Source organism: Pseudomonas sp. WS 5079, from assembly GCF_012985465.1.
Classification (GTDB): domain Bacteria; phylum Pseudomonadota; class Gammaproteobacteria; order Pseudomonadales; family Pseudomonadaceae; genus Aquipseudomonas.
Genome location: NZ_JAAQWN010000002.1, coordinates 411,258 through 436,907, shown reverse-complemented (window position 1 = coordinate 436,907; position 25,650 = coordinate 411,258). Strand labels below are relative to the sequence as shown.

18 protein-coding genes are annotated in these 25,650 nt (G+C 61.0%); 3 read left to right on the top strand and 15 right to left on the bottom strand.

Annotated elements, in window-relative coordinates:
- Positions 1-29: 29 nt before the first annotated feature.
- Both HBO05_RS06410 and HBO05_RS06405 read right to left on the bottom strand, forming a co-directional pair.
- Complete coding sequence (locus HBO05_RS06410) at positions 30-842, bottom strand: SDR family oxidoreductase (RefSeq protein ID WP_172312087.1); 813 nt, start codon at positions 840-842, stop codon at positions 30-32.
- A gap of 20 nt (positions 843-862) precedes the next feature.
- Positions 863-1,327 carry a multidrug transporter gene (locus HBO05_RS06405; protein ID WP_172312085.1) on the bottom strand — a complete coding sequence of 155 codons (465 nt, stop codon included), beginning with the start codon at positions 1,325-1,327 and terminating at the stop codon, positions 863-865.
- Between the two features lie 203 nt (positions 1,328-1,530).
- Here HBO05_RS06405 and HBO05_RS06400 point away from each other — a divergent pair, with 203 nt between their 5' ends.
- On the top strand, positions 1,531-4,269 hold the full coding sequence (locus HBO05_RS06400) for a DUF6543 domain-containing protein (RefSeq protein ID WP_172312083.1): 2,739 nt from the start codon (positions 1,531-1,533) through the stop codon (positions 4,267-4,269).
- A gap of 111 nt (positions 4,270-4,380) precedes the next feature.
- Here HBO05_RS06400 and HBO05_RS06395 read toward each other — a convergent pair whose 3' ends face one another.
- The 13 genes from HBO05_RS06395 to yaaA form a co-directional block, all read right to left on the bottom strand.
- Complete coding sequence (locus tag HBO05_RS06395) at positions 4,381-5,832, bottom strand: mannose-1-phosphate guanylyltransferase/mannose-6-phosphate isomerase (protein WP_169954554.1); 1,452 nt, start codon at positions 5,830-5,832, stop codon at positions 4,381-4,383.
- A 185-nt stretch (positions 5,833-6,017) separates the two neighbouring features.
- Entirely contained in the window at positions 6,018-6,671 is a 654-nt protein-coding gene (locus HBO05_RS06390) for an alginate O-acetyltransferase AlgF (protein WP_172312081.1), read from the bottom strand.
- A 16-nt stretch (positions 6,672-6,687) separates the two neighbouring features.
- Positions 6,688-7,878 (bottom strand): alginate O-acetyltransferase, encoded by a 1,191-nt coding sequence (locus HBO05_RS06385; RefSeq protein ID WP_172312079.1) that lies wholly within the window; start codon positions 7,876-7,878, stop codon positions 6,688-6,690.
- 11 nt (positions 7,879-7,889) lie between these two features.
- Positions 7,890-9,422: an MBOAT family protein gene (locus tag HBO05_RS06380; RefSeq protein WP_169954551.1), complete on the bottom strand. Its 1,533-nt coding sequence runs from the start codon at positions 9,420-9,422 to the stop codon at positions 7,890-7,892.
- Positions 9,423-9,637: 215 nt separating this feature from the next.
- Positions 9,638-10,738, bottom strand: coding sequence for a mannuronate-specific alginate lyase (locus HBO05_RS06375; protein ID WP_169954550.1), 1,101 nt, complete (start codon positions 10,736-10,738; stop codon positions 9,638-9,640).
- An 8-nt stretch (positions 10,739-10,746) separates the two neighbouring features.
- Entirely contained in the window at positions 10,747-12,195 is a 1,449-nt protein-coding gene (locus HBO05_RS06370) for an alginate O-acetyltransferase (protein ID WP_169954549.1), read from the bottom strand.
- An 11-nt stretch (positions 12,196-12,206) separates the two neighbouring features.
- Positions 12,207-13,796, bottom strand: a complete 1,590-nt coding sequence (gene algG, locus HBO05_RS06365) for a mannuronan 5-epimerase AlgG (RefSeq protein WP_172312077.1) — start codon at positions 13,794-13,796, stop codon at positions 12,207-12,209.
- On the bottom strand, positions 13,796-15,283 hold the full coding sequence (locus tag HBO05_RS06360; RefSeq protein ID WP_172312075.1) for an alginate export family protein: 1,488 nt from the start codon (positions 15,281-15,283) through the stop codon (positions 13,796-13,798). Before HBO05_RS06360 ends, algG begins: the two co-directional genes overlap by 1 nt.
- Positions 15,280-16,659 carry an alginate biosynthesis TPR repeat lipoprotein AlgK gene (algK, locus tag HBO05_RS06355; protein WP_170056769.1) on the bottom strand — a complete coding sequence of 460 codons (1,380 nt, stop codon included), beginning with the start codon at positions 16,657-16,659 and terminating at the stop codon, positions 15,280-15,282. The genes HBO05_RS06360 and algK overlap by 4 nt, the downstream gene beginning before the upstream one ends.
- A gap of 164 nt (positions 16,660-16,823) precedes the next feature.
- Positions 16,824-17,993 (bottom strand): alginate biosynthesis protein Alg44, encoded by a 1,170-nt coding sequence (locus HBO05_RS06350; protein ID WP_172312073.1) that lies wholly within the window; start codon positions 17,991-17,993, stop codon positions 16,824-16,826.
- A gap of 37 nt (positions 17,994-18,030) precedes the next feature.
- Positions 18,031-19,515, bottom strand: a complete 1,485-nt coding sequence (alg8, locus tag HBO05_RS06345; RefSeq protein WP_169954569.1) for a mannuronan synthase — start codon at positions 19,513-19,515, stop codon at positions 18,031-18,033.
- A gap of 145 nt (positions 19,516-19,660) precedes the next feature.
- Positions 19,661-20,977: a nucleotide sugar dehydrogenase gene (locus tag HBO05_RS06340; RefSeq protein WP_172312071.1), complete on the bottom strand. Its 1,317-nt coding sequence runs from the start codon at positions 20,975-20,977 to the stop codon at positions 19,661-19,663.
- An 813-nt stretch (positions 20,978-21,790) separates the two neighbouring features.
- Entirely contained in the window at positions 21,791-22,570 is a 780-nt protein-coding gene (gene yaaA / locus HBO05_RS06335) for a peroxide stress protein YaaA (protein WP_172312069.1), read from the bottom strand.
- A gap of 147 nt (positions 22,571-22,717) precedes the next feature.
- Between yaaA and HBO05_RS06330 the strand changes: the two genes are divergently transcribed.
- A complete protein-coding gene (locus HBO05_RS06330) occupies positions 22,718-23,842 on the top strand; it encodes a polysaccharide deacetylase family protein (protein WP_169954542.1) in 1,125 nt (374 codons plus the stop codon).
- Positions 23,843-24,165: 323 nt separating this feature from the next.
- Complete coding sequence (locus HBO05_RS06325; protein ID WP_169954541.1) at positions 24,166-25,560, top strand: PhoH family protein; 1,395 nt, start codon at positions 24,166-24,168, stop codon at positions 25,558-25,560.
- The last annotated feature ends 90 nt before the right edge of the window (positions 25,561-25,650 follow it).

Below are 25,650 nucleotides of genomic sequence, written 5' to 3'. Positions count from 1 at the left end.
GCAGAGGGCAAGCCCGCTCGTCACAATGATCAAAGCGCTCCACTGAGCCCGAACCGCTTCTTCAACACCTTCTCCAACAACCCTTTGGGCAGCAGCGCCGCCATCAAGGGCAACGCCCGGCTGCCATTGCCCGAGCGCAGCAGGCGTGGTGGTTGGCCCTGTTGCACGGCCTTGAGCACATCCGCTGCAAGCACGCTGGCCGGGGTCGGTTTGTCCTGGGAGGCCTGGGAGCGGGCGCGGATGTTTTCGCGCAGTGGCCACCATGGCGATTGTTCATTGATCAGCAGTTCGGCCTGGGTGCCGGCGTTCTTGGCAAAGTGGGTGTTGATCGCCCCCGGCTGCACTTCCATGACCCGCACGCCAAACGGTGCGAGCTCCATGCGCAACGCGTCGCTCAAGGCATGGACGGCGGCCTTGGAAGCGCAGTAGGCGCCGGCAAATGGCGTGACCAGCACCCCGGACACACTGCCGATATTCACCACCAGCCCTTTGCGTGCGCGCAGGGCGGGGAACAGCGCCTGGGTCACGCCGACGATGGCGAACACGTTGGTCTCGAACTGGCGCTGCATGGCCTCGGTGCCACCGTCGAGCAGCGGGCCCATGGCGCCGTAGCCGGCGTTGTTGATCAACACATCCAGCTCGCCTACCTGTCCAGCCAGTTGCGCCAGGGCCGCGCCATCGTTGACGTCCAGTTGCACGGCCTGCAAGCCGGCAGTTGTGAGTGCGGCGACGTCTTCGGGGCGGCGGGCGCTGGCCCATACGTTGTAGCCGGCGGTTTTGAAGGTATCGGCCAGGGCCCGGCCAATGCCGCTGGAGCAACCGGTGATAAGCACGTTGGGCATGGATCAATCCTGTGCGGTTGTTAGTCGGAGAAGCTGCCTTGCAGGTGTTCGGCGCGAAACTCCAGGGTATGCGGGCGGTAGCCGGGGCGCAGTGGCGGCACCGGCAGGCAATCTTCCCAGGTGGCGCCGGCCTGCAGCTCGCCGGGGCCGCGATAGCGCGGGGCAGCATAGACGTTATCGGCCAGGTTCACCGTATCACCCGGCGCATAGGCGCCGACGCGCCAGCGCAGTTCGGTCAGGGGGACGTCGTTGCCGTTGTTCAGCTTGAGCTGCAAGGGGCGGTCGGCGGGGCACTGGTCGGGGGCGTAGCTGATGCGCAGCTCCAGGCGCGCCAGTTGCGCGGCTTCGCGATTGTCCAGCCAGACCACCCACATCGCCACGCAGCCCAGGCCCACAGCGGCGGCGAGGGATACCGGCAACGCCCTGGCCGGGTAGCGCAGCAGCAGGATCAGCCAGGTGATGATCAGTAGAACACCGAAGAACATGGGGGCAGCCTCGCGGATAGGTGAACCATCGTACCGTTGACAGCAGGCGGTTGCCTATCGGGTTGCGGTTGCCCGCACGCGGACACGCCCCGATACCTTGGCGCTGGAATCATGGGCGGCGTTCGCCTCACTTAAATATATACAGCCACAGAGCGACAACCGTTGATCTGCGGTCTTCTATAGACGTGCGGAGCACACACCCCATGAGCTTTCCCATACGAAACTTTTCTCTTCCCACTTACCACCTCGTCGATGCTGCCCAAGAGAGCAGTCCGACAAAACCTGTATCCAATACCCAATCACCCTCTGGCAGCAGTGACCTGGACCACCGTAATTCGCTGATCCTGACACTGGCCGGCCTGGAGCAAGGCATTACCACGGGCCGTATATCCAATGAGCGGATTTTTCCAGCCTTGCAGACGGCCAAGATCCACCTGGCGCCGGATGCGCCACACTCAGGCCCGACCCTACACATCAGCCTTGCGCAATACATCACCGCCAATGGCTGGAGCGTTCCGCAAAACCGCGAAGAGCTCACCCAACTCAGGCAGACCGTATCGTCCCTAGAGCCCACAGCCATCTCCAATGCCTACGCAGTCATTACCGAGCAGGTGGCCAGGGCCAATCTGGAGAAAGCCAAGTTCAAGTCCATTGCGCTGGATACCGCGGTGGCATTTCCCGATGTGCGCCAAGAAGCCAAAAAGCTGGCGCAAGCTATTGTGTTCCAGTTGACCGGAACCCATGTGGACGCCGACAAGACCTATTTGAATCGGTTTGACGCATCACAATCTGCGGCCACCGTTACCGGTTGGGAACACTTGAAGGAAGAGCCCACTTCATCCATCACGTTGACCGACGCGGTATTGAAGAACTTTTCCGAGCACGACGGGATTCCCGGCACTCTGGACTCGGAAGCAGGTTTGTATAAAGACGGCCCCGGGCAAAGCCAAAAAGCCGGCTACGGTGCTCATAACCAAATCCCCCTGAAGCCTTCGGACTTCATGAAGGCCCTGTGGAAGTCCGATTTCCAGACGAGCATGTCCGAAAAAATCCACAGCTTCTGGAAAGACCACGCCGACGACTACCGCACCGTTCAGAAAGGCATATTCATCTATAAGGCCGGCGAGCAACTCAAGGCCCAGGAGGCCAGGCTACCGGCTGAGCGGGCGCTGCAGCCGGCCGAGCATGAGTTCACCCACAGCGACTATCTACGGCTGATGAAGGCTGTTACCGGTGAGGCATTGGCTGAAGACCAGCCCCTGACCGTCGACAAACTGCAGGCGAAATCCCCGGTAAGTGGCGACGTCCAGGTCCATACCTTCGATATCAATGGTTTTCAATCCAGTGACATTGTGCGTTTTACCCTGCCCGGGGAGGGCTCCCCAAAATATGTCAACGGTCGGCTGGATGGCGTGCAGATTCTCTATATCCCTGATGCCCAGCCGGCTTTTCTCAAGTTCGCCTCGCTGGAAAAAATGGATCAGTGGGTCAGCGAGCAGGCCAGGACGCCCCAGTCGCGCACCGCCCTGGAGTCGCACTTTTCCCTGGCTGATCGGCAGAACAGCGATACCGGGGGATTTGGCAGCACCTTGCTCAACGCAATAGTACCGCTGAGCTCCCTGGTGCCTGATATCCGTCCCAAAGATGGCCTGGATACCACGTTGGAGTACCTCGGTACGGCAAGTGTCAGCGATCAGGAGGGCAGCGTCATTGACCGCGGCAACTTCGCGATCAAGGGCGATGTGTTCAGCCACATGGCGGACCTGAGCCAGCAGCGCATGAACAACGATGCAGACACCGCGATCAAATCCAACAGCCAAGTCACGCGTGACACCTGGCTCAACGACATCTCGGTCGGAGCACAATTGCTGCTCAAACTGGCGCCGTTGGGCGCACCGGTCGCCGCTGCCGCGGTGGTTACAGGCCTCACGGAAATTGTACTGGGCAGCGAAAAGGAGGCGTCGGGCGACACCCAGGCCGAGCGCCGTGATGGGGCGTCGAAGACGTTCGACGCAATGCTCAACACCTTGTTCTCTTCCGTGGGTACCGGCTCGGCAGCCGAAGACCCCTTTGCACTGCCCACTGAAGAGCCGGCAGTCCTTGAACTCGCCAACGCGGGTGTCGATGTGCCCAATCTGTTGCGACCGTCACAAGCGGGCAATCTGAGCGCCTATGTCGTCGCGGATGGCGAGGCATTGCTCGCCAGGAGCACCCTCAATAGCAAAGGGATTTATCAATTCAAGGACGAGGCGGGAGCCGATCGGTGGTTTATCCGTTACACCGATCAGTCAGGTATTGCCAATACGTATGAGATCAAAAGTGATTTCAAACTCAGTGACGGATACGTCCAGATTGTTGACCCTCTGACGGGTAAACCCGTACTGACCGTCGAAGCGGGGGCGAATGGCGAATGGCGTTCGAGCAGGATGCTTGGGGGGAACAAACAAGCCAAGGGTGTCAACGCTTCCCGAGAACGCCCGGCCGGGTCCGGCCCGCTGGCATCAAGCTCAGCGGCGAATCAAGCATTGGTCAATCATCAGGATTGGCAATCGATCGTCGACTCGGGCACCTACACCGGCAAGCCCGTTTACATTCACTACACCAGCAAGGCAGGTTCAGAAGCCATCGCCCGCGAGCACAGTATCAACGATTTGGCGCGTGGTGAACGGCGCGCGGGTTCCAAGGGCGGGGTGTACGTTAACCCTCCAGGCCAGCAATTCAACAGTGAAAACGTTGAGAACCTGCTGTTCCTAGGCAATGAACGCTACGTGGGCAGTGGCGACTACATGGTGATATTCAGCTCTGAGCAGGCGCCCACGGATCTAGGCCCGGTCACCGCAGGCAGTCCGTTTGTTGAGCTTAAAATGCCCAAGGAAATCAAGCTGACGCCGTCGAACTTCCTGTATCTGGGGACGAACACGTTCAAGGACTATTTCCAATGAAGGCTGCCACCCTGGGAGGGTGATCAATGCCGCACTCAGAAAAAGCCCCCACTCAACCCACTGCGGATAGGGGACGCAATGGGCCGGGCGAGGGCTTTTTGGTCTGCGGTATTACTGCGCGATGGTTTTTACCGAAACGCCACGCTCGATCGGGGTCGAGCGCCCGTATATATCTTCAAACCGCTCGATATCGTCCTCGCCCAGATAACTGCCCGATTGCACTTCGATGATCTCCAACGGGATCTTGCCCGGGTTGCGCAAGCGATGCACCGAGGCAATCGGGATGTAGGTGGACTGGTTCTCGCAGAGCAGGAACACGTTTTCGTCGCAGGTCACTTCGGCGGTGCCGCTGACCACGATCCAGTGTTCGGCGCGGTGGTGGTGCATCTGTAGCGACAGGCACGCGCCGGGCTTGACCGAGATGTGCTTGACCTGGAAACGCCCGCCCATGTCCACCGAGTCGTAGGAGCCCCACGGGCGGTACACCTCGCAGTGGTTCTGGGTCTCGCTGCGCCCCTGTTCGTTGAGGGTGTTGACCATCTGCTTGACGCCCTGGACCTTGTCCTTGTGGGCAATCATCATCGCGTCCTTGGTTTCCACCACCACGATGTTTTCCAGGCCAATCACCGACACCAGCTTGCCGTTGCCGTGGATCATGCAGTTCTTGCTGTCCTGGATCACCACGTCGCCCTTGGTCACGTTGCCGTTGGCGTCCTTGTCGTTGACCGCCCACAGCGAAGCCCAGCAACCCACGTCGCTCCAGCCGGCGCTCAGCGGCACCACGCAGGCGCGCTGGGTTTTTTCCATCACCGCGTAGTCGATGGAATTGTCCGGGCAGCAGGCGAAGGTAGCTTCGTCGAAGGTCACGGTGTCGGCGGTGTGTTCGCTGCGCTCCAGGGTCAGCACGCAGGTGTCGTAGATGTCCGGGTCGTGCTTTTTCAGCTCTTCGAGGAAGCGGCTGGCGCGAAACAGGAACATGCCGCTGTTCCAGAAGTAACCGCCGCTCTTGACGAACTCGACGGCGCGTTTTTCATCGGGTTTTTCGACGAACTGCTGCACGCGGCTGACACCTTCGGGCAGCAGTGAATCGTTGGTGGACTTGATGTAGCCGTAGCCGGTTTCCGGGCGGGTGGCCGGCACGCCGAACAGCACCATCTCGCCACGCTCGGCGGCCACGGTGGCCAGGGCCAGGGCGCGTTGCAGGGCTTTTTGATCGTCCAGTACGTGGTCGGCAGGCAGGACCAGCATCAGCTCGTCACGGCCTTCGTTGACCAGCATCATCGCGGTCAGGGCCACGGCCGGCGCGGTGTTGCGCCCGAACGGTTCCATCAGGATGCGCTGGCTGTCGAGCTTGCGAGTGCTCAGTTGCTCATTGACGATAAAGCGGTGGTCTTTGTTGCAGACGATGATCGGTGCGTCCATGCCTTCGAACACCAGGCGCTCCAGGGTTTGCTGGAACAGCGTGTGCTCGCCGGTCAGGGCGAGGAACTGTTTAGGGAACTGTTTACGGGAAAGCGGCCAAAGACGTGAGCCGCTACCACCGGAAAGGATTACTGGGATCATGTGTTTCTCCTTGAATCGATTTGGGTCAGAGCTACGAAGGTTTGTCGTTTCACTCTTGTTTTTGTCTCGGTCCTGAGTCGACACGCGGACAGTGTGGGAGCTGGCTTGCCTGCGATAGCGCCTTCAAGACCGCCATCGCTGGCAAGCCAGCTCCCACAAGGGGGCGTCTCAACTCAGGGAAATCATCAACGGGTCGACACGGGGCGCTTGACCCACACTGGCGACAGGTTGCTGCCGGAGCCGGTGACATACAGCACCGCCGCCTCACCACGTTCCAGGGCCACCGGCTTCACGTCGCCAACCTTCTTGTCGCCGTCGTACAGCGCCAGGCTGACCTTCACCGGGTTGATCTCGCGCTCGCCACGGCTCTTGGCGGCCACGGCCTTGACCACGTCGGTCTTGCCGTCGGCGGTCTTGAGGGTCAGGGCCTTGTCGCTGAGGTTTTGCACGCGCACCAGGGATTTCTGCTTGTTCTTGAACGGCGGTTCTTCGATCAGTTGCGGCTGGCCAGTGCTGCTGTTGACCAGGGTGTAGTAGTGATCGGCGGCCAGCTTGACCGTGACGTTCTGGCTACCGACCTTGGCGCTGTAGTCGCCGCCCGGCAGGAAGCTGAAGTCGCTGCTGGCCAGCGGTGCCACATCGCTCAGCGCGGTGTTGCCGACGCTGGCGCTGACTTCCTGGTTGCTGGCGTTGAACAGGCGCACGAAGCTGGAGCCCTTTGGCGCAACGGGGCCGTAGAGGGCGGCGTCACCGGCGAAGACGGACATGGATACGAAGCTCATGCCGGCAGCCAGGGCCAGGGTCTTGGCGAGACGACGCGGATTAGTAGTGAAAGTCATGTGAGTTACCTCTCTTTCAGTTTTGCGCCCGGTCGGGCGTCTCGGATTTTTCGGTTTTGACGGGGGTGTTGCTTGCCATGTTCTGTTGGCGCGTACCGGCGTGTTTGAGCTGCGCGACCCACTTGGGGTCGGCCTCGCCGATTTCGTTGTTCACCGGTAGATAGCGTTCAGGAAACTCCCAGATCAGCACTTGCGGCGGGCTGTTCTTGAAGTCAGCGCTTTTCAGGTAGCTGAGCATCGGCAGGATCGGGCCGTGGCCGTCTTCGGAGTAGTTCACCACTTCGCTGCCCAGGGCTTGCTTCAGGGCACCGACGAAGTTCCAGTTGGGGTTGGCGCTGTAGCTGGTGCCCACCAGGGCCACCGGCATCTCGCTGTCGGCAAACAGCGCGTCGTCGCCTGCGGCCTGGGCCTGCACCGCGTGGGTCACGCGTTTTTGCAGGGGCTCCTTGGGCGGCATCAGGTTTTCGAACAACGGGTCCAGGGGCAGGAACAGGCGCAGGTCACCGCTGTGGGGGGCGATGCCCTCGGCGTCGGTGACAAAACGCTGGGGTTCGCCGCTGAGCAGGGTCTTGGCGTTGATCACACGGGCCAATTGCTTGGCGGCAACTTCGGCGCCATCCGGAGTCCAGTGGGTGTCGGTGCGCAGGAACACTTGCTGGCCATGGAGCTTGGCCTGTTGCAGCGGGCCCAGCAGGTCGGGAGCGAGGATCTTGTCGGCGGCCACCCTGGCATGGAAGTCCTGGTAGAGCCCGGCATGAATGCTCGCCGGCTGCACTTCACCCAGGTGCTCGGGGTACAGGCGCACCTTGGCCGGGACAATCGCCATCACCAACTGCACGCCCTTGGCCTTGAGGGTCTGGCGCACGCCTTCGACCAGGGCGTAGTTGTCTTGCAGGTTCTGCTCTTCGTTGACGGCGGGGTTGAACTCTTCGTCGCTGTACAGCCAGTGATCGCGACCCAGCACCACGCCGGGGCGGCCTTCGTTGAACAGCTTGTAGTCCAGCGCCGCCCAGAGGTTGGTGCCCAGGCGCTTGATCGGGAACTCATCGTCGTAATGGGTTTCGACCGCCTTGGCCCAGCGCCCGTTGAGCACGGTGGCGTCGGCGTTGGTATTGAAACCGAAGAAACTGCGCACCGACCACGCGCCCAGGGCCATGAGCAGGGCCATGAACAGCGCGGCGTAGAGGATGCGGAATGAACGGGTCATGGTCGGCTCCCTCAGAATTGGAAGTAAAGGAACGGCGAGAAGCTTTGCGCCGAGAGTTTGAGAATCGACGCCACGAACAGCAGCAGGATCAGGGCGCGCATGGCGTAGCGTGGCCAGTCGGCGGTCCAGTAGGCCGGTTGCACGGCGGCGTTGCTGCCGACGCTGAAACCGGGCTCCTGGATGCTGCCGGGGTTATCCCCAGGCACTGCCTTGATCAGGCTCGGATCAGCCGGCTTGGCCTTGTCGGCCGGGCGATTGCTGTAGAAGTCGCGCAGGCCGAAGAACGCCAGCGTGGCGTAGGCCACCACCATGGTCGCCACTTGCAGGCCCGTCAGGTTGGCGCGGTTGAGTTCCGACAGCGACCACTCGCCAAAGCTGAACATCGCGCCGTACATGCGCCCGGCGACGTGCAGGTTTTCGGCACGGAAGATCACCCAGCCCATCACCACCAGCAGGAAGGTGAAGGCCCAGCGCACCGGGTTGAAACTGCGTGGCGAGGTGTTGAGGCCGATGGCTTTTTCAATCGCCAGCCACATGCCGTGCCAGGCGCCCCAGACGATGTAGGTGATGTTCGCGCCGTGCCACAGGCCACCCAGCAGCATGGTCAGGAACAGGTTGCGATAGGTGGTCAGCGTGCCTTTGCGGTTGCCGCCCAGGGTGATGTACAGGTAATCACGCAGCCAGGTGGACAGGCTGATATGCCAGCGCCGCCAGAACTCGGTGATCGACTGGCTGATATACGGCTGCTTGAAGTTCTCCATAAAGCGGAAGCCCATCATCAAGCCCAGGCCGATGGCCATGTCGCTGTAGCCGGAGAAGTCGAAATACAGCTGTGCGGTATACGCCAGCGCGCCGAGCCAGGCGTCACCGGTGGTGGGGTTTTGCAGGGCAAAGCAATGATCGGCCACCACCGCCAGGGTGTCGGCGATAAACACCTTCTTGATAAAACCCTGCATGAACCGCGTGCAGCCCTCGGAGAACTTATCCAGGGTGTGGGTGCGGTTGTTGAACTGGTCGGCCAGGTCGCGAAAACGCAGCACGGGGCCGGCAATCAGGTGCGGGAAGATCGCCACGAACGCCGCAAAGTCGATGAGGTTGCGGGTGGCCGGGGTATCGCCGCGGTACACGTCGATGATGTAGCTGATGGACTCGAAGATGTAGAACGAGATCCCGATCGGCAACAGCACATGGGTCAGGATAAACGGCTCCAGGCCCGCCGATTTCATCATCAGGTTGATGCTGTCGACACCGAAGTTGGCGTACTTGAAGTAGCCGAGGATGCACAGGTCGACCGCCACGCCGAGCAGCAGCCAGCGCTGGGCCGGTTTGGTGCGCACGCCCGCGGCACCGACCTTGAGGCCGATCCAGTAGTTCCACAGGGTCACGGCGGCGAACAGCGCCAGGAAGTCCACTCGCCACCAGGCGTAGAACACGTAGCTGGCAATCAGCAGCAGCAGATTGCGATAGCGTTGCCCGCTCAAATAGTACAAGCCGAGAAAGATCGGCAAGAACAGAAACAGGAACACATTGGACGAGAAAACCATCCCGATCTCTCCATGTTTAACCAACAGTCAAGGGCCAACGGCCCCCCCAAACCCCCCACGAAAAACCGGGGAGGGTGGTACTACATTTGCACTGACGAAACGGGGTCTCTGTGGGAGCTGGCTTGCCTGCGATAACGGTGTGTCAGTTGAAATCAATGCTGAATGTCAGACCGCTATCGCGGGCAAGCCCGCTCCCACATGTGTAACCCGTTCCATCAACTGCCTTTTTCATGCGCCGGGTCGTAGACCTTGGTCAGGTCGCCACCCAGGCGGAAGGTCTTGAACGGCTGCATCTTGTGCTTGCGCTCCAGTACCTCCGGGGCGCAGGTGTAGAGGGTGCAGAAGGGCTCGAGCCAGGCGAATTTCGAGTCCTGCTCCAGATCCTGCATGTCCTGTTCCTTGCCGTTCTTCTGCTCGAACAGCTGCGGATCCTTGACCCCGGCCAGCACCTTGTCGCCCAGGCGCTTGAGCGCGCCGTTGTTTTCCGGGCGTACGTCCACGCCGTTGACCAAGGCGAAACTGGCGATCATCGCCAGTGGCGGCAGCGCATAGTTGTGGTAGGCCAAGGCCCGTTGCTGGCGCTTGAGTTCATTGGGCAGGTAGCCCTGGGCGTCAACCTGGTTGGCGCCGACCTTGTATTCCTTCACTGCCCAATCGAACAGGTCGCGACGGTTGGTGGCGACGGACGTGGCCATCACCGACCAGGCGGCCCAGTACGAGTGGTTGTTGGTTTTTTCCAGGGGCAGGTTGTCCCAGTCGCTGACCACTTGCTCGGCCAGTTTGTTGAACCAGGCTTCGATCAGCTGCGATTGCTGCGGGTACTTGGCCAGCGGTTGCGACTCGGAAAACTTCAGGCGCACATAGGCCGACGCCATGCTGCCCAGCGCCCATTTGCGCATCGACTTGCCGGTGTGGTTGAAGTCCTTGGACATCAACGCATCGGCCTTGGCCCAGCTCACCAGCCAGTTCAACGTGCATTGCAATTGCTCCGGGCGACCGTCGCGCATGAACTGCATCACCCGCTTGCTGGTGTCTTTTTCCAGCTTGGTGATATCGGCGGTGCTGTCGCGAAAGGCTTTTTCCGACTGCACATTCAGGGTCGAACGGGCTTTGTCGGAGCCTTCGTATTTGCTGCGAAACTGCAGCGAGCCGGTGTAGGGCGTGGGCATGGCGTCGCAGTCGTTCTTGAAGTCGCCGGTCTTGAACGCTTCAATCGGCGCGAAGTAGCCCTGGGGCGGACGCAGCGGTGCGGCGGCGTTTACGTGGCCGGCAAACATCGCCAGGCCGAGCAAGGTTGGAATCAATAACTTCTGCATAGGTAACCTCATTGCCCGGCAGAGGCAGTCTGTTGACCACCCGCTGGGAATACGTTGCGTGTGCAAATTTTCGCTTCGACTTTCTGCGCCGCAGCACCCGCTTCGGGGCCCTGCACTTCCACGGCCAGCAGGTTCTGCGAGGCCCAGTCTTCATCGGTGCGCAGTTCAAAGGCGAAACGCCCGTCTGTCTCGGATGTCTCGGGTTTGTCGATCTTGATGTCCTCGTGGCGCCCGTTCATGTACCAGAGGGTGGCTTGCAGGGTTTTCACCGAGGGATCGGCGAAGCGAATGTCGACCTGGTGGCGGCTGTTGCGCAGGTCCATGTTCTTGCTGTTGACCATCAATTCGTTCTTGCCCGGCTTGAGGGTGGTGCTGGCGCTCATCTGCGCCGGCTTGCCTTCGCAGCCGTTGTCGAGCAGGGCCATCATCTGGCGGTAGATGGTTTCCTGGTCCAGGCGATACAGCGGCGAGAATTCCCAGATCAGAATCTTCGGTGGGCTTTTCTGGAACTCTTCGCTGCCCAGGTACTGGATCATCGAGCCTTCCAGGCCGCCGCCGGGGAAGGCGACGTTAAGGATGTCGGCACCGATTTCCTGTTCCAGGAAACCGGCGAAGTTGTAGTTCTTGCCACTGTGGCTGGTGCCCACCAGGGTGATCTGCGGGTTGCCGGAGTCGCCGAACAGGTCGCCGTCCGCCGCTTCGCCCTTGGGCTCGGTGCTGAACTGGTCCATGTACTGGATCGCGTAGCTGGTGCCGCACAGTTGCCCTGCCATGTTGTGCAGGGTGCCGGTCTTGCCCATGCGCCCGGATTTCTTGGTCTCGAATTCACGCTGGGGGATCCCGGCGAATTCAGGCATGGCGCGCACTTTGGCGCCGACGATTTTCGCAGTGCGCTGGGCGCCATAGGGGGTCCAGTGCTGGTCGCCACGGAAGTAGAAGTCGTGGGCCGGCAGTTCGTCCGGCAATTGCTCGTTGGTCAGCGGCGACAGGTCCGGCACCACATAGCCCATCTTGGCAAAACGCCCGAGCATGCTCTTGTAGTTGCCCAGGGCTTTGTCGAAGTCAAAGCGCGCTTTCTCTGCCGGGTTGAGCTTGTTGCGGTTCACCAGGCCACGGGTCGGCTGGTAGACCACCACCAGTTCCACGCCCTTGCTCTTGAACGCGTCGTGCAGTTGCTGCATGCGTTTGTAGCCGGCCGGGGTGGTGTCGAATTCGGTGCGCAGGTCTTCCTGGGTACGGAACAGCCAGTCGCCCTGGGCCTGTACCAGGGTGGTGAAATTCTGCTGGTAGCGGGTGGTGTAGTTCTTTGCGTCGTGAGCCTCGGGGCACAGGTTGCAGCACGGCTCGGCGGTAAAGCTCGGCGCCTTGGCTTCATCGGCGCGCACGCCGCTGCTGGCGGCCAGGATGCCGAGGGTCAAACCCGAGAGGCTGAGCAGCTTGATCATGTGTGGGTGCATAAAGGTCATCCTCAGTCCTGCAATGGGGTCTGGCGTTCGACAGGGTCGATCAGCACGGCTTTTTTCTGGCGTACCAGCAAGTCGAGAATCTCTTCCTGGCGCTCGCCCAGAACGCCGGAGAAGCTGATGCCACTGGATTTGGTCGGCGCGAGCATCGACACGCGGTACAGCTCGATGCTCAGCGGCGAGTCGATGGACAGCGGCCCGCTGCCATTGGCCGCCAGCTCGCCGCCGACCACGATCAGCGAGACCTTGGTGTCGAACGGATCGAGCTCGATGTCGCGGTCGGTGTCGGTCAGGTCCTTGATATGGCCGTAGACGCCGGTCAGGCCGTTGGCCATGGCGAGGTTCTCGTACAGGCGGATGTTCACGCTGTTACGGATACGAATACCGTGGCGGCGGTTGCTGATCACCTTGTTGCCCCACAGCAGGTTATCGCCGCTCTCATAGAGGGTGATGCCGTCGGTGTGGTTGCGGTAGATCTCGTTGTCGGCGATCAGGTTGTTCACGCTGTTACGGTCGATCACCAGGCCCGAAAGCTTGTTGTCGTAGCTGCGGTTGTTGAAGATGAAGCTGTCGTTGACCTCACGGGAAATAATGATGCCGTGCTTCTTCTTGGTGCCGTACACGGTGTTGTCGGCAATGATCAGGCCGTGGGAACGGTCGTGGGGGTCGATGCCGTAGACGATGTTGTCTTTGTAGGTGCTGCCCTTGATCACAAAGCCGGTGGTTTCGTAGCAGTAGAAGCCGTACCACATGTCCGAGAACTCGGAATCGACGATCCAGCCGGTGGGCTCCGGGCGCTTGAGGACTTTGGCCATGTTCGGCGTGTACTGGGAAATACTCACGCCATAGGACTTGCTGTTGGCATAGCCGAAGCTGGCCATCTTGCTGTTGACGATGTAGGTCTGGGTGCCGCCCCAGGCCAGCAGGAACGGTCGGAATTCCTTGGGCGAGCGGAAGGTCGCCGGGCCGTTGGTTTTCTCGCGCCAGCCGGTGATCTTGGTGTCGCGCACAAACAGCTGGCCGTCGTTGACCAGGAACGCGCCGGCCTCCTGGGACAGGCGCAGTTCCTGGGTCTGTTGATCGATTTCGAGGATGCCTTTTTCGCCGACCACAATCGGTAGCCTGGCCAGGAACACGCCGGGCGAGGTTTCGCTCAGGTATTGCTTGGGCACTTTCTGGAGCAGGTCCTTGAGGTTCATGTAGCCGTCGTCGATAAAGATCGCCTGGGGAATGCCGTGCTGGCGCACCACCCATTCGGCCATCTTGTTGTCGCCGCCGATAAAGTCCTTGAGGGCGTTTTCCTGCATCATCCGGCGCACGCTGACCTTGCCGGCCTTGCTGCGCACGATTTTCTTCGCCACGGCTTGTGCGGTGTAGCCCGAGAGGTCCGGCAGCGTCGGCTTGGCCAGCTCCAGCGGCGCGGTGGGCGGGCTGGTGATGGTGTAGGTCTTGGCCTGTTGCAGTTCCTTGGCGATGGTGGGCGCCTTGACCTGCGGCTCGACATTGGCAAAGGCCGGGGCGCACGCCAGCAGCATTGCCGCAGCGAGCAGGGCCGAGCCTTTGAGGGCGTGAGGATTCATTGCGCAGGCTCCCATCAGAAACGCCAGATCACATCGACAAAGGCGCGGTGCATGTACGAGTCGACTTGCTTGCCATAGGCGTCGCCCGGTTTGAACACGCCGCCACGAAAGCGCACCAGGGCCGACGGTTCGTCGATCGACTGGCTGAGGGCGGCGGGCAGCAGGCCCTTCTTGAAGTACTTGGTGACCACCAGGTCCATCTCCTGGCCGAGGTCTTTCTTGCCGTCTTCCAAAGGCAGGGAGGCGCTGGACAGCACGGCGCCGGTGACGTCGTCGTAGTTGTTCTGCACCGCGTCGATGCCATTGCTGCCCACCGGCTTGTTACCGTCGACACGCCAGAACTTGTGGTAGACCAGGCTGGCGTCGTAGTCGTCGCGCAACTGCCAGGAACCGAACAGGCTCATGGACTGCATGTTGTTCATCTCGCCGCGAAACGCCTCGCCAAAACGATGCACCCGCGATTGCGTGCCGGTGAAGTTCGAGCGGTTGCTTTGCAGGCCGTTCTGTTCGTAGTCGGCGCTGGCGCGGGCATAGGCCGCACCCACTTGCCACTGCGGGTCGAGGCGCAGGCGCACACCGAGGTCGGTGGCCCAGCCATCCACATCGGTATTGCGCTTGGCGTTGGCCGGGCGGCTGCCGTCGGCGTTCAACGCGTTGACGTTGCTGCGCTCGCCCTGCATGCCGGTGACGCTGGCCCAGTAGTTGACGCTGTTGGTGTTGCGCCAGTTATAGGCGTCGCTGTTGGCCTCCAGGCCGAGCCAGGTCAGGTCGCCGTTCTGGCGCTTGTCCAATGAGTCGGCGGCCACGCCCGGTTGCGGGTAGTCGAGCTTGCCGTCGTCATGGCTGTGATGGCCGCGCACGCCAACCCAGTGGCCCGGGGTCCACTGGTAGGCCGCGTCGGCGTAGAAGTGCTGGCGGTCCTTGCCTTCGGGGGACAGTTCCTTGAGGTCGGTGCGGTACTCGCTGAAGCGCTCGGCGGCGCCGACATTGGCCTTGAGCAGGGTGGTGTCGAAGGTCCAGTTCAGCGCTTCGATATTGGTGTCGCGCCATTGCCCGTCGTCATTGCGCAGGCGCTGGCGGCCCAGCTTGAGGATCTCGCCAGGGTAGGGGGTGAAGCCGCTGTAGCCGACCCAGAACTCGCGCAGGGCCAGGTAGTTCTTCTTGGTCTTGCGGTCGTTGTTGCTCGATTGCTCGGTAGTGTCGCCATCGGACTGTTGCAGGGTGTCGGTCTCGATGATGTCGCTGGACGCCACCGCCTGGCCCATGGCGTAGGCGCTCCACGCGCCGCGCTCACCATAGATCCACGGGCGTACATCCAGACCGATGCCGTTGACGTCGCCGCCGCGCTGGGTGCCGAGGTCGCGGTCATCTTCGGACTGGCCGGTGACTTTCACTTCCAGGCCGAAGTTCTTGTCTTCGGTCAGCGCGGCCAGGGTCGGGCACGACCACAGCAGGGCGAAGGTCAGGCCAATACCGGCCTTGACGAATGGATTGAGTTTCATAGGGTTTCCTCGCCGTCATCTTCTTGCAGGGCGTGCAGTTGCAGCGCGCTTTGGCTCAAGGCGCCACGGGCGGCCAGCTCTTGTTGCAGCAGGCGCTGGCCCTCGGCGCGCTGGGCAGGCGGCAGTTGTTGTTCGAGTTGCGCGGCCAGTTCATTGGCTTGCGGCGTGTTTTGGGCTTTGGCCAGTTGGCTGAACACATAGGCGTTGAGCGGGTCGGGCTGGGTGCCCTTGCCTTGGGAAAACAGCTGGGCGATAGCAAAGTCGGCGCTGTTCTGGCCGTTGCGCGCGGCGGTCAGCAAGTGATCCAGGGCTTTTTGCGGGTAGACCTGGCCCAGGTAGCCACGGCGGTAGATCTGGCCGAGGTAGTAATCGGCGGCCACTTCCCGGCCCTGGGCTTTCTGAAAGTGCGCTTGCGCGGCCTTGGCATCGGCCGGCACCCACTTGCCTTCGTAGTAGAGCTTGCCCAGCAGCAGTTCGGCGCGGGGCTGGTCGGCGGCGCGGCCGTTGTCGAGGTACTTCATCATTTGCTCGACGTCGCCCAGTTCCGGGAAGTCGTAGAGCAGCTGCGCGAGGCTGACCCAGGACGCCGGGTAGCCGGGGGCGATTTTTTCCAGCAGGGCCTGGGCGGTCTTTTCGTCCGTCTTGCCGAGTGAGGCATCACCCAGCACACGGGCCACACTGTCGACCCGCTGGGCGCTGACGGTGCCACGGCTGTAGCCGGCTTGCATCTGCTTGAGCAGTTCGGCCTGTGGCTGCGGCTGCTCGCGCTTCTGGTAGACGGTGGCCAGTTCGACGTAGCAGATATCGGTGCTGCTGAGCGCGGCCTTGCAGATTTTTTCGATGTCATCCAGGTGCTGGTCGTAGGTGCCCTGGGTGCGGTACAGCAGCACCTGCGCCAGACCTGCTTCCGGATAGCCGGCGGTGCGCCAGGTATCGATCTGCTGCTGCGCGTTGATGCTGGGGAAATCGTGGGGGTATTGCAGGTACAGCATGGCCAGGGGGATCAGGGTGTTGCCTTCGCCATTGGCAAAGGCTTTTTTCAACAGGCCTTCGGCTTCACGGTGCTCGGCTTCGGTGGCGCCGGGCTTGGCCACCAGCAGGCGGCCGAGACGGGCCTGGGCGCGGGGCGAGATATCGGCGGCCGCGCGGTAGGTGGCTTCGGCTTGCTTGATCTGCGCCGGGTCGCGGCTGCCGACCTGGATATCGGCCAGGCCGACCTGGGCTTCGCTGTAGCCCAGTTCTGCCAGTTGCTGGTAATTCTGTGCGGCGGTGGCGGTGTCGCCACGCTTGAGGGCTTCATTGGCCAGGCGCTGGTCGGGCAGGCCGGCGCAACCGGCCAGTGTGACGGCCAATGCCAGCAGCGCCACAGGTCGCATGGGGGAGCGAGCTTTTGTAGGAGCTGGCTTGCCTGCGATGCGCGCGACTCGGCTTGCCTGCTGCACCGAGTCGATGCTATCGCGGGCAAGCCCGGCTCCCACAGAAGTGGGCTCCCACAAGGGTTGTGTTGTTCTTGAAATAGGGTTCACAGGCAAATCCTCGCTTACAAACCAGCAGCCATGGCTTTATCAATCAGCCAGTTCAGGGACGGGCCACGGTCGCTCGTCACTTCTACCGGGCGGCCGGCATAGGCGCTGTCCAGCGGGGCATCGGGCTTGATCTGCACGCGGATATCCGAGGACAGGTCGGCGCTGTTGAGGCTGGTGCTGCTGACGATGGTGCCGGTGCGGGTCTGTTCTTCATCGGCGACCTGGAAGCTCACCGGGGTGCCTGGGCGCACATCACCGAACTGGCGATAGGAGAAACGCGCCTCGACATTCGCCTGGCTGCCGCGCGGCACCAGTTGGAAGATCACATCACCCTTGCTCGCGTATTGACCGTCGGCCACCAACTGCTGGGCGACAACGCAATCGCAGGGCGAGGTCAGGGTGCCGGTCATTTGCTTGCCGAACAGCTCTTCGACCTTGGCCGGTTGCAGCTGGTCTTCGTCCAGGTGGCCCTTGAGCACATCCAGCATGCTGGTGCTGAAGGTCGCCAGTGGCGCGCCTTTGGCGGCAACCCCGTTGTCTTTGATCAGGCTTTGCACGGTGCCGTCGCGGGGCATCGTGACGTTCATCCCCGGCACGCTGACCAGGCCGGCCTGGGCATGGCTGACGAAGTACATGCCATACACCGACTTGAACACAAACCCGAATGCCGCCAGGCCCACCAGGAAGATCGCCAGGCTGAAGGTCACGGCGCGCAGGCGGCCAAAGGCGGTCATGCCGCTGCCGCTGTCCTTGACCTTGCGTGCCTTGGTGAAGTTGTCGCGCTGCAAGGTCGCCAGTACATCGCCCATGGTCACGATATCGCCGGACAGGTGCGAAGTGATCAGGTGGCGCAGGGTGGAAATATCCTGGGCATCCAGGTTCTGGAACTGGCAGCCGGTGCGGCCGGTCTGGCGGTCGTGGGAGCGGATCAACAGCTCCACGTCCATCGCCAGGCCGAGGTTGTCGATGACAAATTGCAGGCGCGCCTTATGCACATCGCCAACCTTCAGCGGTTGCTGGGCGGCATTGAAGGCCAGGCCGCCGGCGGACAGGTCGATGACCCGTACTTCCATGGGGGTGCGGTCGGCGCCGAAGAAGCGCAGCTTGGCCGGGATTTTGACCCGGGCGTGTTGGCGCTGGGCTTCGGATTCGTGGACAACATTGGCGTTTACTTGACTGTTCATCAGGGCATTTCCTTAAGTTAATTCAGGCTTGGCAGGGTCAGACCATCATCAGCAACACGGCGACGAAAATGCTGCCGGCGGAGAAGGTCATGGTCCGAGACGACCAGGTGTTGAACCAACGCTGTGCGCTTTCCAAATCACGGGTCAGTTTGGTGTCCTGGCGGGTCCAGGATTGTTGATCGAGGCGGAAGAACACGTAGATCTTCACCAGCGCGCCCATGATCTGGTTGTAATAGAGAATCACCGGGTAGGCGGGGCCGATCTTGTGGCCCGAGCACGACAGCAACAGGGTCAGGATCAGGCGCGTGATACCAATCCACAAAAGGTAAGCGAGGATGAACGCACCGCCGTACTTGAAGGTGGCGATGATCGCCACGGTCAGGCCGAGCAGGGAGGTCCACATCGACACGCGCTGGTCGAACAGCACCACGCTGGTGAACAGGCCCAGTCGGCCCATACCCAGGCCCAGGGCCCGGGAGTTCTGGCGCAGGTTGTTGCCGTACCAGCGGAACATCAGCTTGCGGCTGGCCTTGATAAAGCTCTTTTCCGGTGGATGCTCGACGGTGTTGATCGCCGCGTCGGGCACGTAGAAGGTGTCGTAGCCCAGGCGCATCAGGCTGAACCAGCTGGACTTGTCATCGCCGGTGAGGAACTTGAAGCGGCCCAGGCGCCAGTGTTGCAGCGAGTCGCTTTCCACATCGGCGATAAAACCGGGGTCGGTGACCACGCTGGCACGGAACACCGACATGCGCCCGGTCATGGTCAGCACGCGCTTGGACAGGGCCATGGAACACATGTTGATGTGGCGCTGGGCGAAGCGCAGTTTGTGCCACTCGCTCATGATGTAGCCGCCGCGCACTTCGCAGAACTCGTTGGTGGTCAAGCCGCCGACATTGCCGAACAGCTGGAACCACGGCACGGTCTTGCGTACCACGCCTTCGGCGAGCACGGTGTCGCCATCGATCACCGCCACCACGGCACGGTCGTCCGGCAGGTGGCGGGAGATGGCGCGGAAACCAAAGGCCAGGCCATCGCGCTTGCCGGTGCCGGCGATGCGCACGAAGTCGAGCTTGACGTGAGCCGGTGGGTTCATCTTTTCCCAGAGGCTCTTGACCAGCAGCTCATCGGACATTTCCACCAGCGAGCAGACCACGGTGGTGGGGAAGCCGCACTCGATGGCCTCGCGAATCACCGAGCTGTAGACCTGGGCCGTGGTCAATGCGTCGATGCGAAAGCTGGTGACCATCAGGAATACGTGGGAGGGGTCCGCCGCCTTGCCCAGCTTGCGCACTTTGCGCCGCAGGTGCGGGTAGACCACGTACAGGAACAGCATGCCGCGCACAAAGTGCGTAGCGCCCATGGAGTAGCGCCAGATGCCAACGGCGCCAATCAGGAAAATGAAATTCTTCGACTGCGAGTCGAATGTGCTCGCCGGCAACGCCAGGGCCAGGCACATCAACACGCTTAAAAACAACAGCCAACCGGCGGCCTGAAGGAGGCCGTGCTTTAGCCTGTGCATAATCTGCATCCGTCTGGAGTCTCGGGCGAGCCTGTGGGGTGGCCCGATGGGGTTGTGGCAGGCTTACAGTGGGGCGCCATCGCCGGCGAGCCGGCTCCTACATGACATGCGCGACCTGTAGGAGCCGGCTTGCCGGCGATCAGCGCGCTTACCAGCAAATGCCTTCGGTACGCCCATTGACGCTGGTGGCCTGGGACATGAAGCCCACCAGGTCGATCACTTGCTTACCGTGCGGGGCTTGTTGGGCCAGGGCGCGGAATTTCTCGTCGCGGTTGCCGAGGATGATCACGTCGCTGCTGTTGATCACATCGTCGAAGTCCGAGTTGAGCAGGGACGACACGTGGGGGATCTTGCCTTCGATGTAGTCCTTGTTGGCCCCATGCACACGGGCGTATTCGACGTTGCTGTCGTAGATGCTCAGGTCAAAGCCCTTGCCGATCAGCATTTCCGCCAGTTCCACCAGTGGGCTTTCGCGCAGGTCATCGGTGCCGGCCTTGAAGCTCAGGCCCAGCAGGGCGACCTTGCGCTTGTCGTGGCTGGAGACGATGTCGAAGGCGTTCTGCACCTGGGATTCGTTGCTGCGCATCAGCGAGTTGAGCAGCGGCGCCTCCACGTCCAGGGTGCTGGCGCGGTAGGTCAGGGCGCGCACGTCTTTTGGCAGGCACGAGCCGCCGAACGCAAAGCCTGGGCGCATGTAGTACTGGGACAGGTTGAGGGTCTTGTCCTGGCAGACCACTTCCATCACTTCGCGACCATCCACGCCGACCGCCTTGGCGATGTTGCCGATCTCGTTGGCGAAGGTGACCTTGGTGGCGTGCCACACGTTGCAGGTGTACTTGATCATCTCGGCAACGGCGATGTCCTTGCGGATGATCGGTGCGTCGAGTTCTTCGTACAGCGACTGCAGGACGTCGCCCGAGGCTTTGTCCAGTTCGCCGATCACGGTCATCGGTGGCTGGTCGTAGTCGGCGATGGCGGTGGATTCGCGCAGGAACTCCGGGTTGACCGCGACACCGAAGTCGACCCCGGCTTTCTTGCCCGAGCAGTCTTCGAGGATCGGGATCACTACGTTGGCCACGGTGCCGGGCAACACGGTGCTGCGCACCACGATGGTGTGGCGGGTGGTCTTGTCACGCAGGACAAAACCAATCTCGCGGCATACCGCTTCGATGTAGTTGAGTTCCAGGTCGCCGTTTTTCTTGCTCGGCGTGCCCACACAGATCATCGACAGGTCGGTATCGCGGATGGCGTCGGCGAAGTTGGTGGTACCGCGCAACCGGCCGGTGGCAATGCCCTGGCTCAACAGTTCGCCCAGGCCGGGTTCAACGATGGGGGATTTGCCCGCGTTGATCAGGTCGATCTTATCCTTGGAAATATCCACGCCGACCACTTCGTGGCCCCGTGCAGACAGGCAACCGGCACATACTGCACCCACGTAACCCAAACCAAATATGCTGATGCGCATCGCATTTACCTCTATCTTAATCACGCCATTAGATGGCCGGAGTTCATGTTTTCAAGCGTCACTCATGCACTAGGTAATGCCGTGAATAGACACAGCATTGCCATGTACAGGCATGTTAAAAGTCGAGTGACTAACTAATGCACTCAAGTTGTGCGCAACTTGGCCTTGTTGTTGGGGCTTGCCCTGAAATGCAGCCAGCCTTCGGTGAGAAGGGTCTGGCGCCAGTGCCGCAATGCCTTGATATGGACATGAAGCCCTTATCTATCAATGCCTTGGGTTGTCTCACTGGCCCATTCGGGTAGGCTTAGCCTTGGCCTTGTAGGGGATGGTCATGCAACCTTATCGCCCGCCCTCAACTAAACAGTTGGTAATTAGACCGAAGAGTCATAGTTGTATGTGACAACTTCACTACTTCTTTTGGTCGCTGTGTAAGTCATATCGCACAAGAACAGAGATAATCGTTACCGGTGGTATGAACGGCCCTGGAAGACATAGTTCCGGGCCGCTCATCCTGTTTCTCGAAATTTCTTGAAATATTAGGAAAGATGGCACTAGTACTATATTGATAGCACTTGCGGATTGGGCTAGTGGTTATAGGGAGTTGGCGCGGGGATATAGTTTTATGCCACTACTGTTTTAAAAAAGTGGTGCCACTACGAAAAAAACTGACGAATGTCGAGTGAAAGAAACGTTAGGAAATCTGAAGAAAAATTATTGACGCCAAAATAATGACGATTTCATGGGGGAAATGCAGATAAAAATGTGGGAGCAGGCAAGCCAGCTCCCACATTGGATTTGTGCTGTATTGGTGACCTATTGCGGTGCGTGGTCGCGCAAAAACACCAGGTTGTCCGGCTTGGACTGCTCGGCACTGAAGCGATAGCCCTGTACATCGAACTGCTTGAGCTGCGCCGGGTCGTTGATGCGTTCTTCGATGACGAAGCGGCTCATCATGCCCCGGGCTTTCTTGGCGTAGAAGCTGATGATCTTGTACTGGCCGTTCTTCAGGTCCTTGAACTCGGTGTTGATGATCCGCGCGTTGAGGGCCGGGCGCTTGACCGCCGAGAAGTATTCGTTGGAGGCCAGGTTCAACAGCACGTCATCGCCTTGCTCGGCCAGGGCTTCGTTGAGCCATTCGCTGATGCGTGTGCCCCAGAAGGCGTACAGGTCCTTGCCACGGGCATTGGCCAGTTTGGTGCCCATCTCCAGGCGGTACGGCATCATCAGGTCCAGCGGGCGCAGCAGGCCGTACAGGCCCGAGAGCATGCGCAGGTGATCCTGGGCGTAGGCGAAGTCGGCGTCGTTGAAAGTCTGGGCGTTGAGGCCGGTGTAGACGTCGCCCTTGAAGGCCAGCAGCGCCTGCTTGGCATTGGCCGGGGTGAAGGCGGGGGTCCAAATGCCGAAACGCGCGGCGTTGAGGCCGCCGATCTTGTCGGAAACATGCATCAGTTCACTGATCTGCGCCGGGCTCAGCTCGCGCAACTGCTCGATCAACTCTTGGGAGTGGTCCAGGTATTGCGGCTGGGTAAAGCGCTGGGTCGCAGGCGGGCTCTCGAAATCGAGGGTTTTGGCTGGGGAAATCACCATCAGCATGAAGTCGTCTCCTGTAATCGTCGGGGGATTCTAGGGGGTTGGGGCCTTCGACTCCACCTATCGCGGCAATAGCTGCCATACGGTTATCCCTGTGGGAGGATTGCGATCGGCTATAGTGGCCGACGACTCTGGAGGGGGAGACCCGTTGTGCGAATTGCGCTTTTGTTGTGCGCCTGGCTGACCTGCCTGGGTGCCCAGGCGGCCAGTGTGGATGTCGCGAGCCTGGACCGCGGCACCTGGCCGGAAAAACTCAGCAGCCCGGCGCTGTTCGATGTGGCGTCACGCGCTGAAATCCTCATGTTCGCCAACGCGCTGTTGGCCAGCGAGGCCCTGGATGAGCCGGCCCTCAAGCAGCGCCTGGGGCTGAAGATCATCAATCAGGGGGCCATCGACGACCTGCGTCGCCACCTCTGGCAACGGTTGCTGGAAAACTACGGATTTGCCCAGCAAAGCTGCGAGCAGGACGCCTCGTTCTGCTACCTGGTGGACAACATGGACGACCTGCGCGAGCAGGCCGGCAAGTTCGCGGTGGGCGAGCAGTCCTTCTATATAGGCTGGGCCGGCCCCAGCCGCGCGTTTCACCAGCGCTACCTGGACGAGCTGTTGCGCAAGGCCGCCCTGTTTCCACAGATCAGCAGCGAAGTCGCACGTTTTGGCGATTTCGAGCGCAACGGTGATGAACTCAATGACCGCCTGTTTTTACTGACCTTCGATGGCGGCCCGTCACCGATCAGCGGTAATACCGACTGGCTGGCCGACTACCTGCGCAAGCAAAAAATGACCGCGACCTTTTTTGCCCTCGGCAATAGCCTGCAAACCCGCCTGGAAAAGACCTCGCCCGCCGATATGCAGGCGTTGTACCAGGGCCAGTGCGTGGGCATCCAGGGCTGGCAGTACCGCTCCCATAGCCATTGGGTCGACTGGCAAAGTTCGATCACCCGCACGGCATCACTGACCCAGAACCTGTTGCCGGAAAACTACGTGCCGCTGTTTCGCCCGCCCTACGGCCAGCGGCGGGCTGACAGCCAGGGCTTCTTCCAGGGCCAGGGCCTGCAAGTGGCGCTATGGGATATCGACTCCCAGGACGAGCCCGGCCAGCTCAAGGCCGACGAGTCGGCCCAGCGGGTGCTGACGCTGATGCTGTTGTGGCGCAAAGGGGTGATTGTGTTCCACGACACCCAGGACAAGGCGCGGGTCGCATTGCCGCTGTTGCTCCAGGCAACGGCGCAAAGTGGGCTGGGCTGGCAGGACTGTCGGGAGGCGTTTCGCTGAAAAACGCAAAGGCCCGGCCCTGTTGGGGATGATGGCGTTTCGGGGTGATTTGCTGCGACATTTCGATGCAGGCGGACTTCCGACTTTAGCGGTGTGTGTGGCGGCCCGCCAGTGCTATTCGTCATCCTGAAAAATAAACTTCAAAAAAGCGTCAAAGTGCTTTTTCCTGTCATGGGTTTTGCGGTATTACGAAGGCAGATCGCCGAAACCTGCACCACAGGTGGCGTCTTCCCAGACTCCCTTTGCGGTGTGTTCGGCGGTCGAATCGAGGCGCAGCACTGTTGTGGTATTGCGTCGACTGGCTCCCACAAAGGTGACCGAGTATGGATGATCATGGACGTAACCCTTCTTCCGACCAGCCAATCCTTTATGTGCTTGATACCAATGTATTGATCCACGATCCAAACGCGTTGCTCAATTTCGAAGAACACCACGTCGCCATCCCAATGATCGTGCTCGAGGAACTCGACAAACTCAAAAGCGGGCACCACAGCGTTGCCGCCGAATGTCGCCAGGCGATCCGCCTGATCGACAAGACCCTGGGCGAAGCCTCGCCCGAGGATGTGGAAGTCGGCGTACCGATCCAGCGTGGCAAGAGCGGGCCCAAGGGCTTGCTGTCGATCCTGATGAGCAAGCGCAGCGAACCCAACAGCCTGCTGCCGGAAAACCTCAACGACAACAAGATCATCAACCAACTGATCGACCTGCACGCACGCGACAAGGACCTGCGCCTGGTGCTGGTGACCAAAGACATCAATATGCGCCTCAAGGCACGAGCGTGTGGGATCGCCGCCGAGGACTACAGTACCGACCAACTGGTCGACGACGTATCGATGCTGTCCCGTGGTTATCACACCATGACCGGCTCGTTCTGGGACCGCGTCAGCAAGGTCGAGACCCGCCAGGACCATGGCCGCACCTGGCATCAGGTACAGCTGACCGACAACTTGCCGGCGGTGCATATCAATGAATTCATCATCGACGAACAGGGTTTTGTAGGCTGGATCAAAGAGATCCAGGTCGACAAGCTGCTGATCCTCGACCTGCATCAGGAACCCCTGTTGCACCAGGAAGCCTGGGGCCTGAAACCGCGTGATATTTACCAGAGCCTGGCGCTGTACGCGTTGCTCGACCCGGACATCCACCTGGTCAACCTGACCGGCGCGGCGGGTTCGGGCAAGACCATCCTCGCCCTGGCGGCGGCCATCGAGCAGACCATGGTCACCAAGCGTTATCGCCGCATCATCGCCACCCGCAGCGTGCAGGGCCTGGACCAGGAGATCGGCTTTTTGCCCGGCACCGAAGCGGAAAAAATGGAACCGTGGCTGGGGGCGATCACCGACAACCTCGAAGCCTTGCACATGGATGACGAAAACACCCATGGCAGCGTCGACTACATCCTCAGCAAAGTGCCGTTGCAGTTCAAATCCCTCAACTACATTCGAGGTCGCAGCTTCCAGCAGAGCCTGATTTTGATCGATGAATGCCAGAACCTCACCCCGCACCAGATGAAAACCATCATCACCCGTGCCGGCGCCGGTTCCAAAGTGGTGTGCCTGGGCAACCTGGCGCAGATCGACACCCCTTACCTGTCCGCGACCAGCTCCGGGCTGACCTACCTGACGGAACGCTTCAAGGATTTCCCGAACGGCGTGCACATCGCCTTGCAGGGCGTCCCTCGCTCGATTCTGGCCGAATACGCCGAATCCCACCTGTAACCGCCCAGTGTGGGAGCGGGGTTGCCCGCGATAGCGGTGGGTCAGTCGATGATAAGTTGACTGACGCGCTCCTATCGCAGGTAAGCCAGC

Bases quoted from the DNA above. Each gene is read 5' to 3' on its own strand.
- yaaA (WP_172312069.1), bottom strand. From the start codon at position 22,570: ATGCTGATGGTGATTTCCCCAGCCAAAACCCTCGATTTCGAGAGCCCG.
- HBO05_RS06400 (WP_172312083.1), top strand. From the start codon at position 1,531: ATGAGCTTTCCCATACGAAACTTTTCTCTTCCCACTTACCACCTCGTC.
- HBO05_RS06350 (WP_172312073.1), bottom strand. From the start codon at position 17,993: ATGAACAGTCAAGTAAACGCCAATGTTGTCCACGAATCCGAAGCCCAG.
- HBO05_RS06325 (WP_169954541.1), top strand. From the start codon at position 24,166: ATGGATGATCATGGACGTAACCCTTCTTCCGACCAGCCAATCCTTTAT.
- algG (WP_172312077.1), bottom strand. From the start codon at position 13,796: ATGGGAGCCTGCGCAATGAATCCTCACGCCCTCAAAGGCTCGGCCCTG.
- HBO05_RS06405 (WP_172312085.1), bottom strand. From the start codon at position 1,327: ATGTTCTTCGGTGTTCTACTGATCATCACCTGGCTGATCCTGCTGCTG.
- HBO05_RS06370 (WP_169954549.1), bottom strand. From the start codon at position 12,195: ATGCACCCACACATGATCAAGCTGCTCAGCCTCTCGGGTTTGACCCTC.
- HBO05_RS06390 (WP_172312081.1), bottom strand. From the start codon at position 6,671: ATGACTTTCACTACTAATCCGCGTCGTCTCGCCAAGACCCTGGCCCTG.
- HBO05_RS06380 (WP_169954551.1), bottom strand. From the start codon at position 9,422: ATGGTTTTCTCGTCCAATGTGTTCCTGTTTCTGTTCTTGCCGATCTTT.
- algK (WP_170056769.1), bottom strand. From the start codon at position 16,659: ATGCGACCTGTGGCGCTGCTGGCATTGGCCGTCACACTGGCCGGTTGC.
- HBO05_RS06340 (WP_172312071.1), bottom strand. From the start codon at position 20,977: ATGCGCATCAGCATATTTGGTTTGGGTTACGTGGGTGCAGTATGTGCC.
- HBO05_RS06360 (WP_172312075.1), bottom strand. From the start codon at position 15,283: ATGAAACTCAATCCATTCGTCAAGGCCGGTATTGGCCTGACCTTCGCC.
- HBO05_RS06410 (WP_172312087.1), bottom strand. From the start codon at position 842: ATGCCCAACGTGCTTATCACCGGTTGCTCCAGCGGCATTGGCCGGGCC.
- HBO05_RS06385 (WP_172312079.1), bottom strand. From the start codon at position 7,878: ATGACCCGTTCATTCCGCATCCTCTACGCCGCGCTGTTCATGGCCCTG.
- HBO05_RS06395 (WP_169954554.1), bottom strand. From the start codon at position 5,832: ATGATCCCAGTAATCCTTTCCGGTGGTAGCGGCTCACGTCTTTGGCCG.
- HBO05_RS06375 (WP_169954550.1), bottom strand. From the start codon at position 10,738: ATGCAGAAGTTATTGATTCCAACCTTGCTCGGCCTGGCGATGTTTGCC.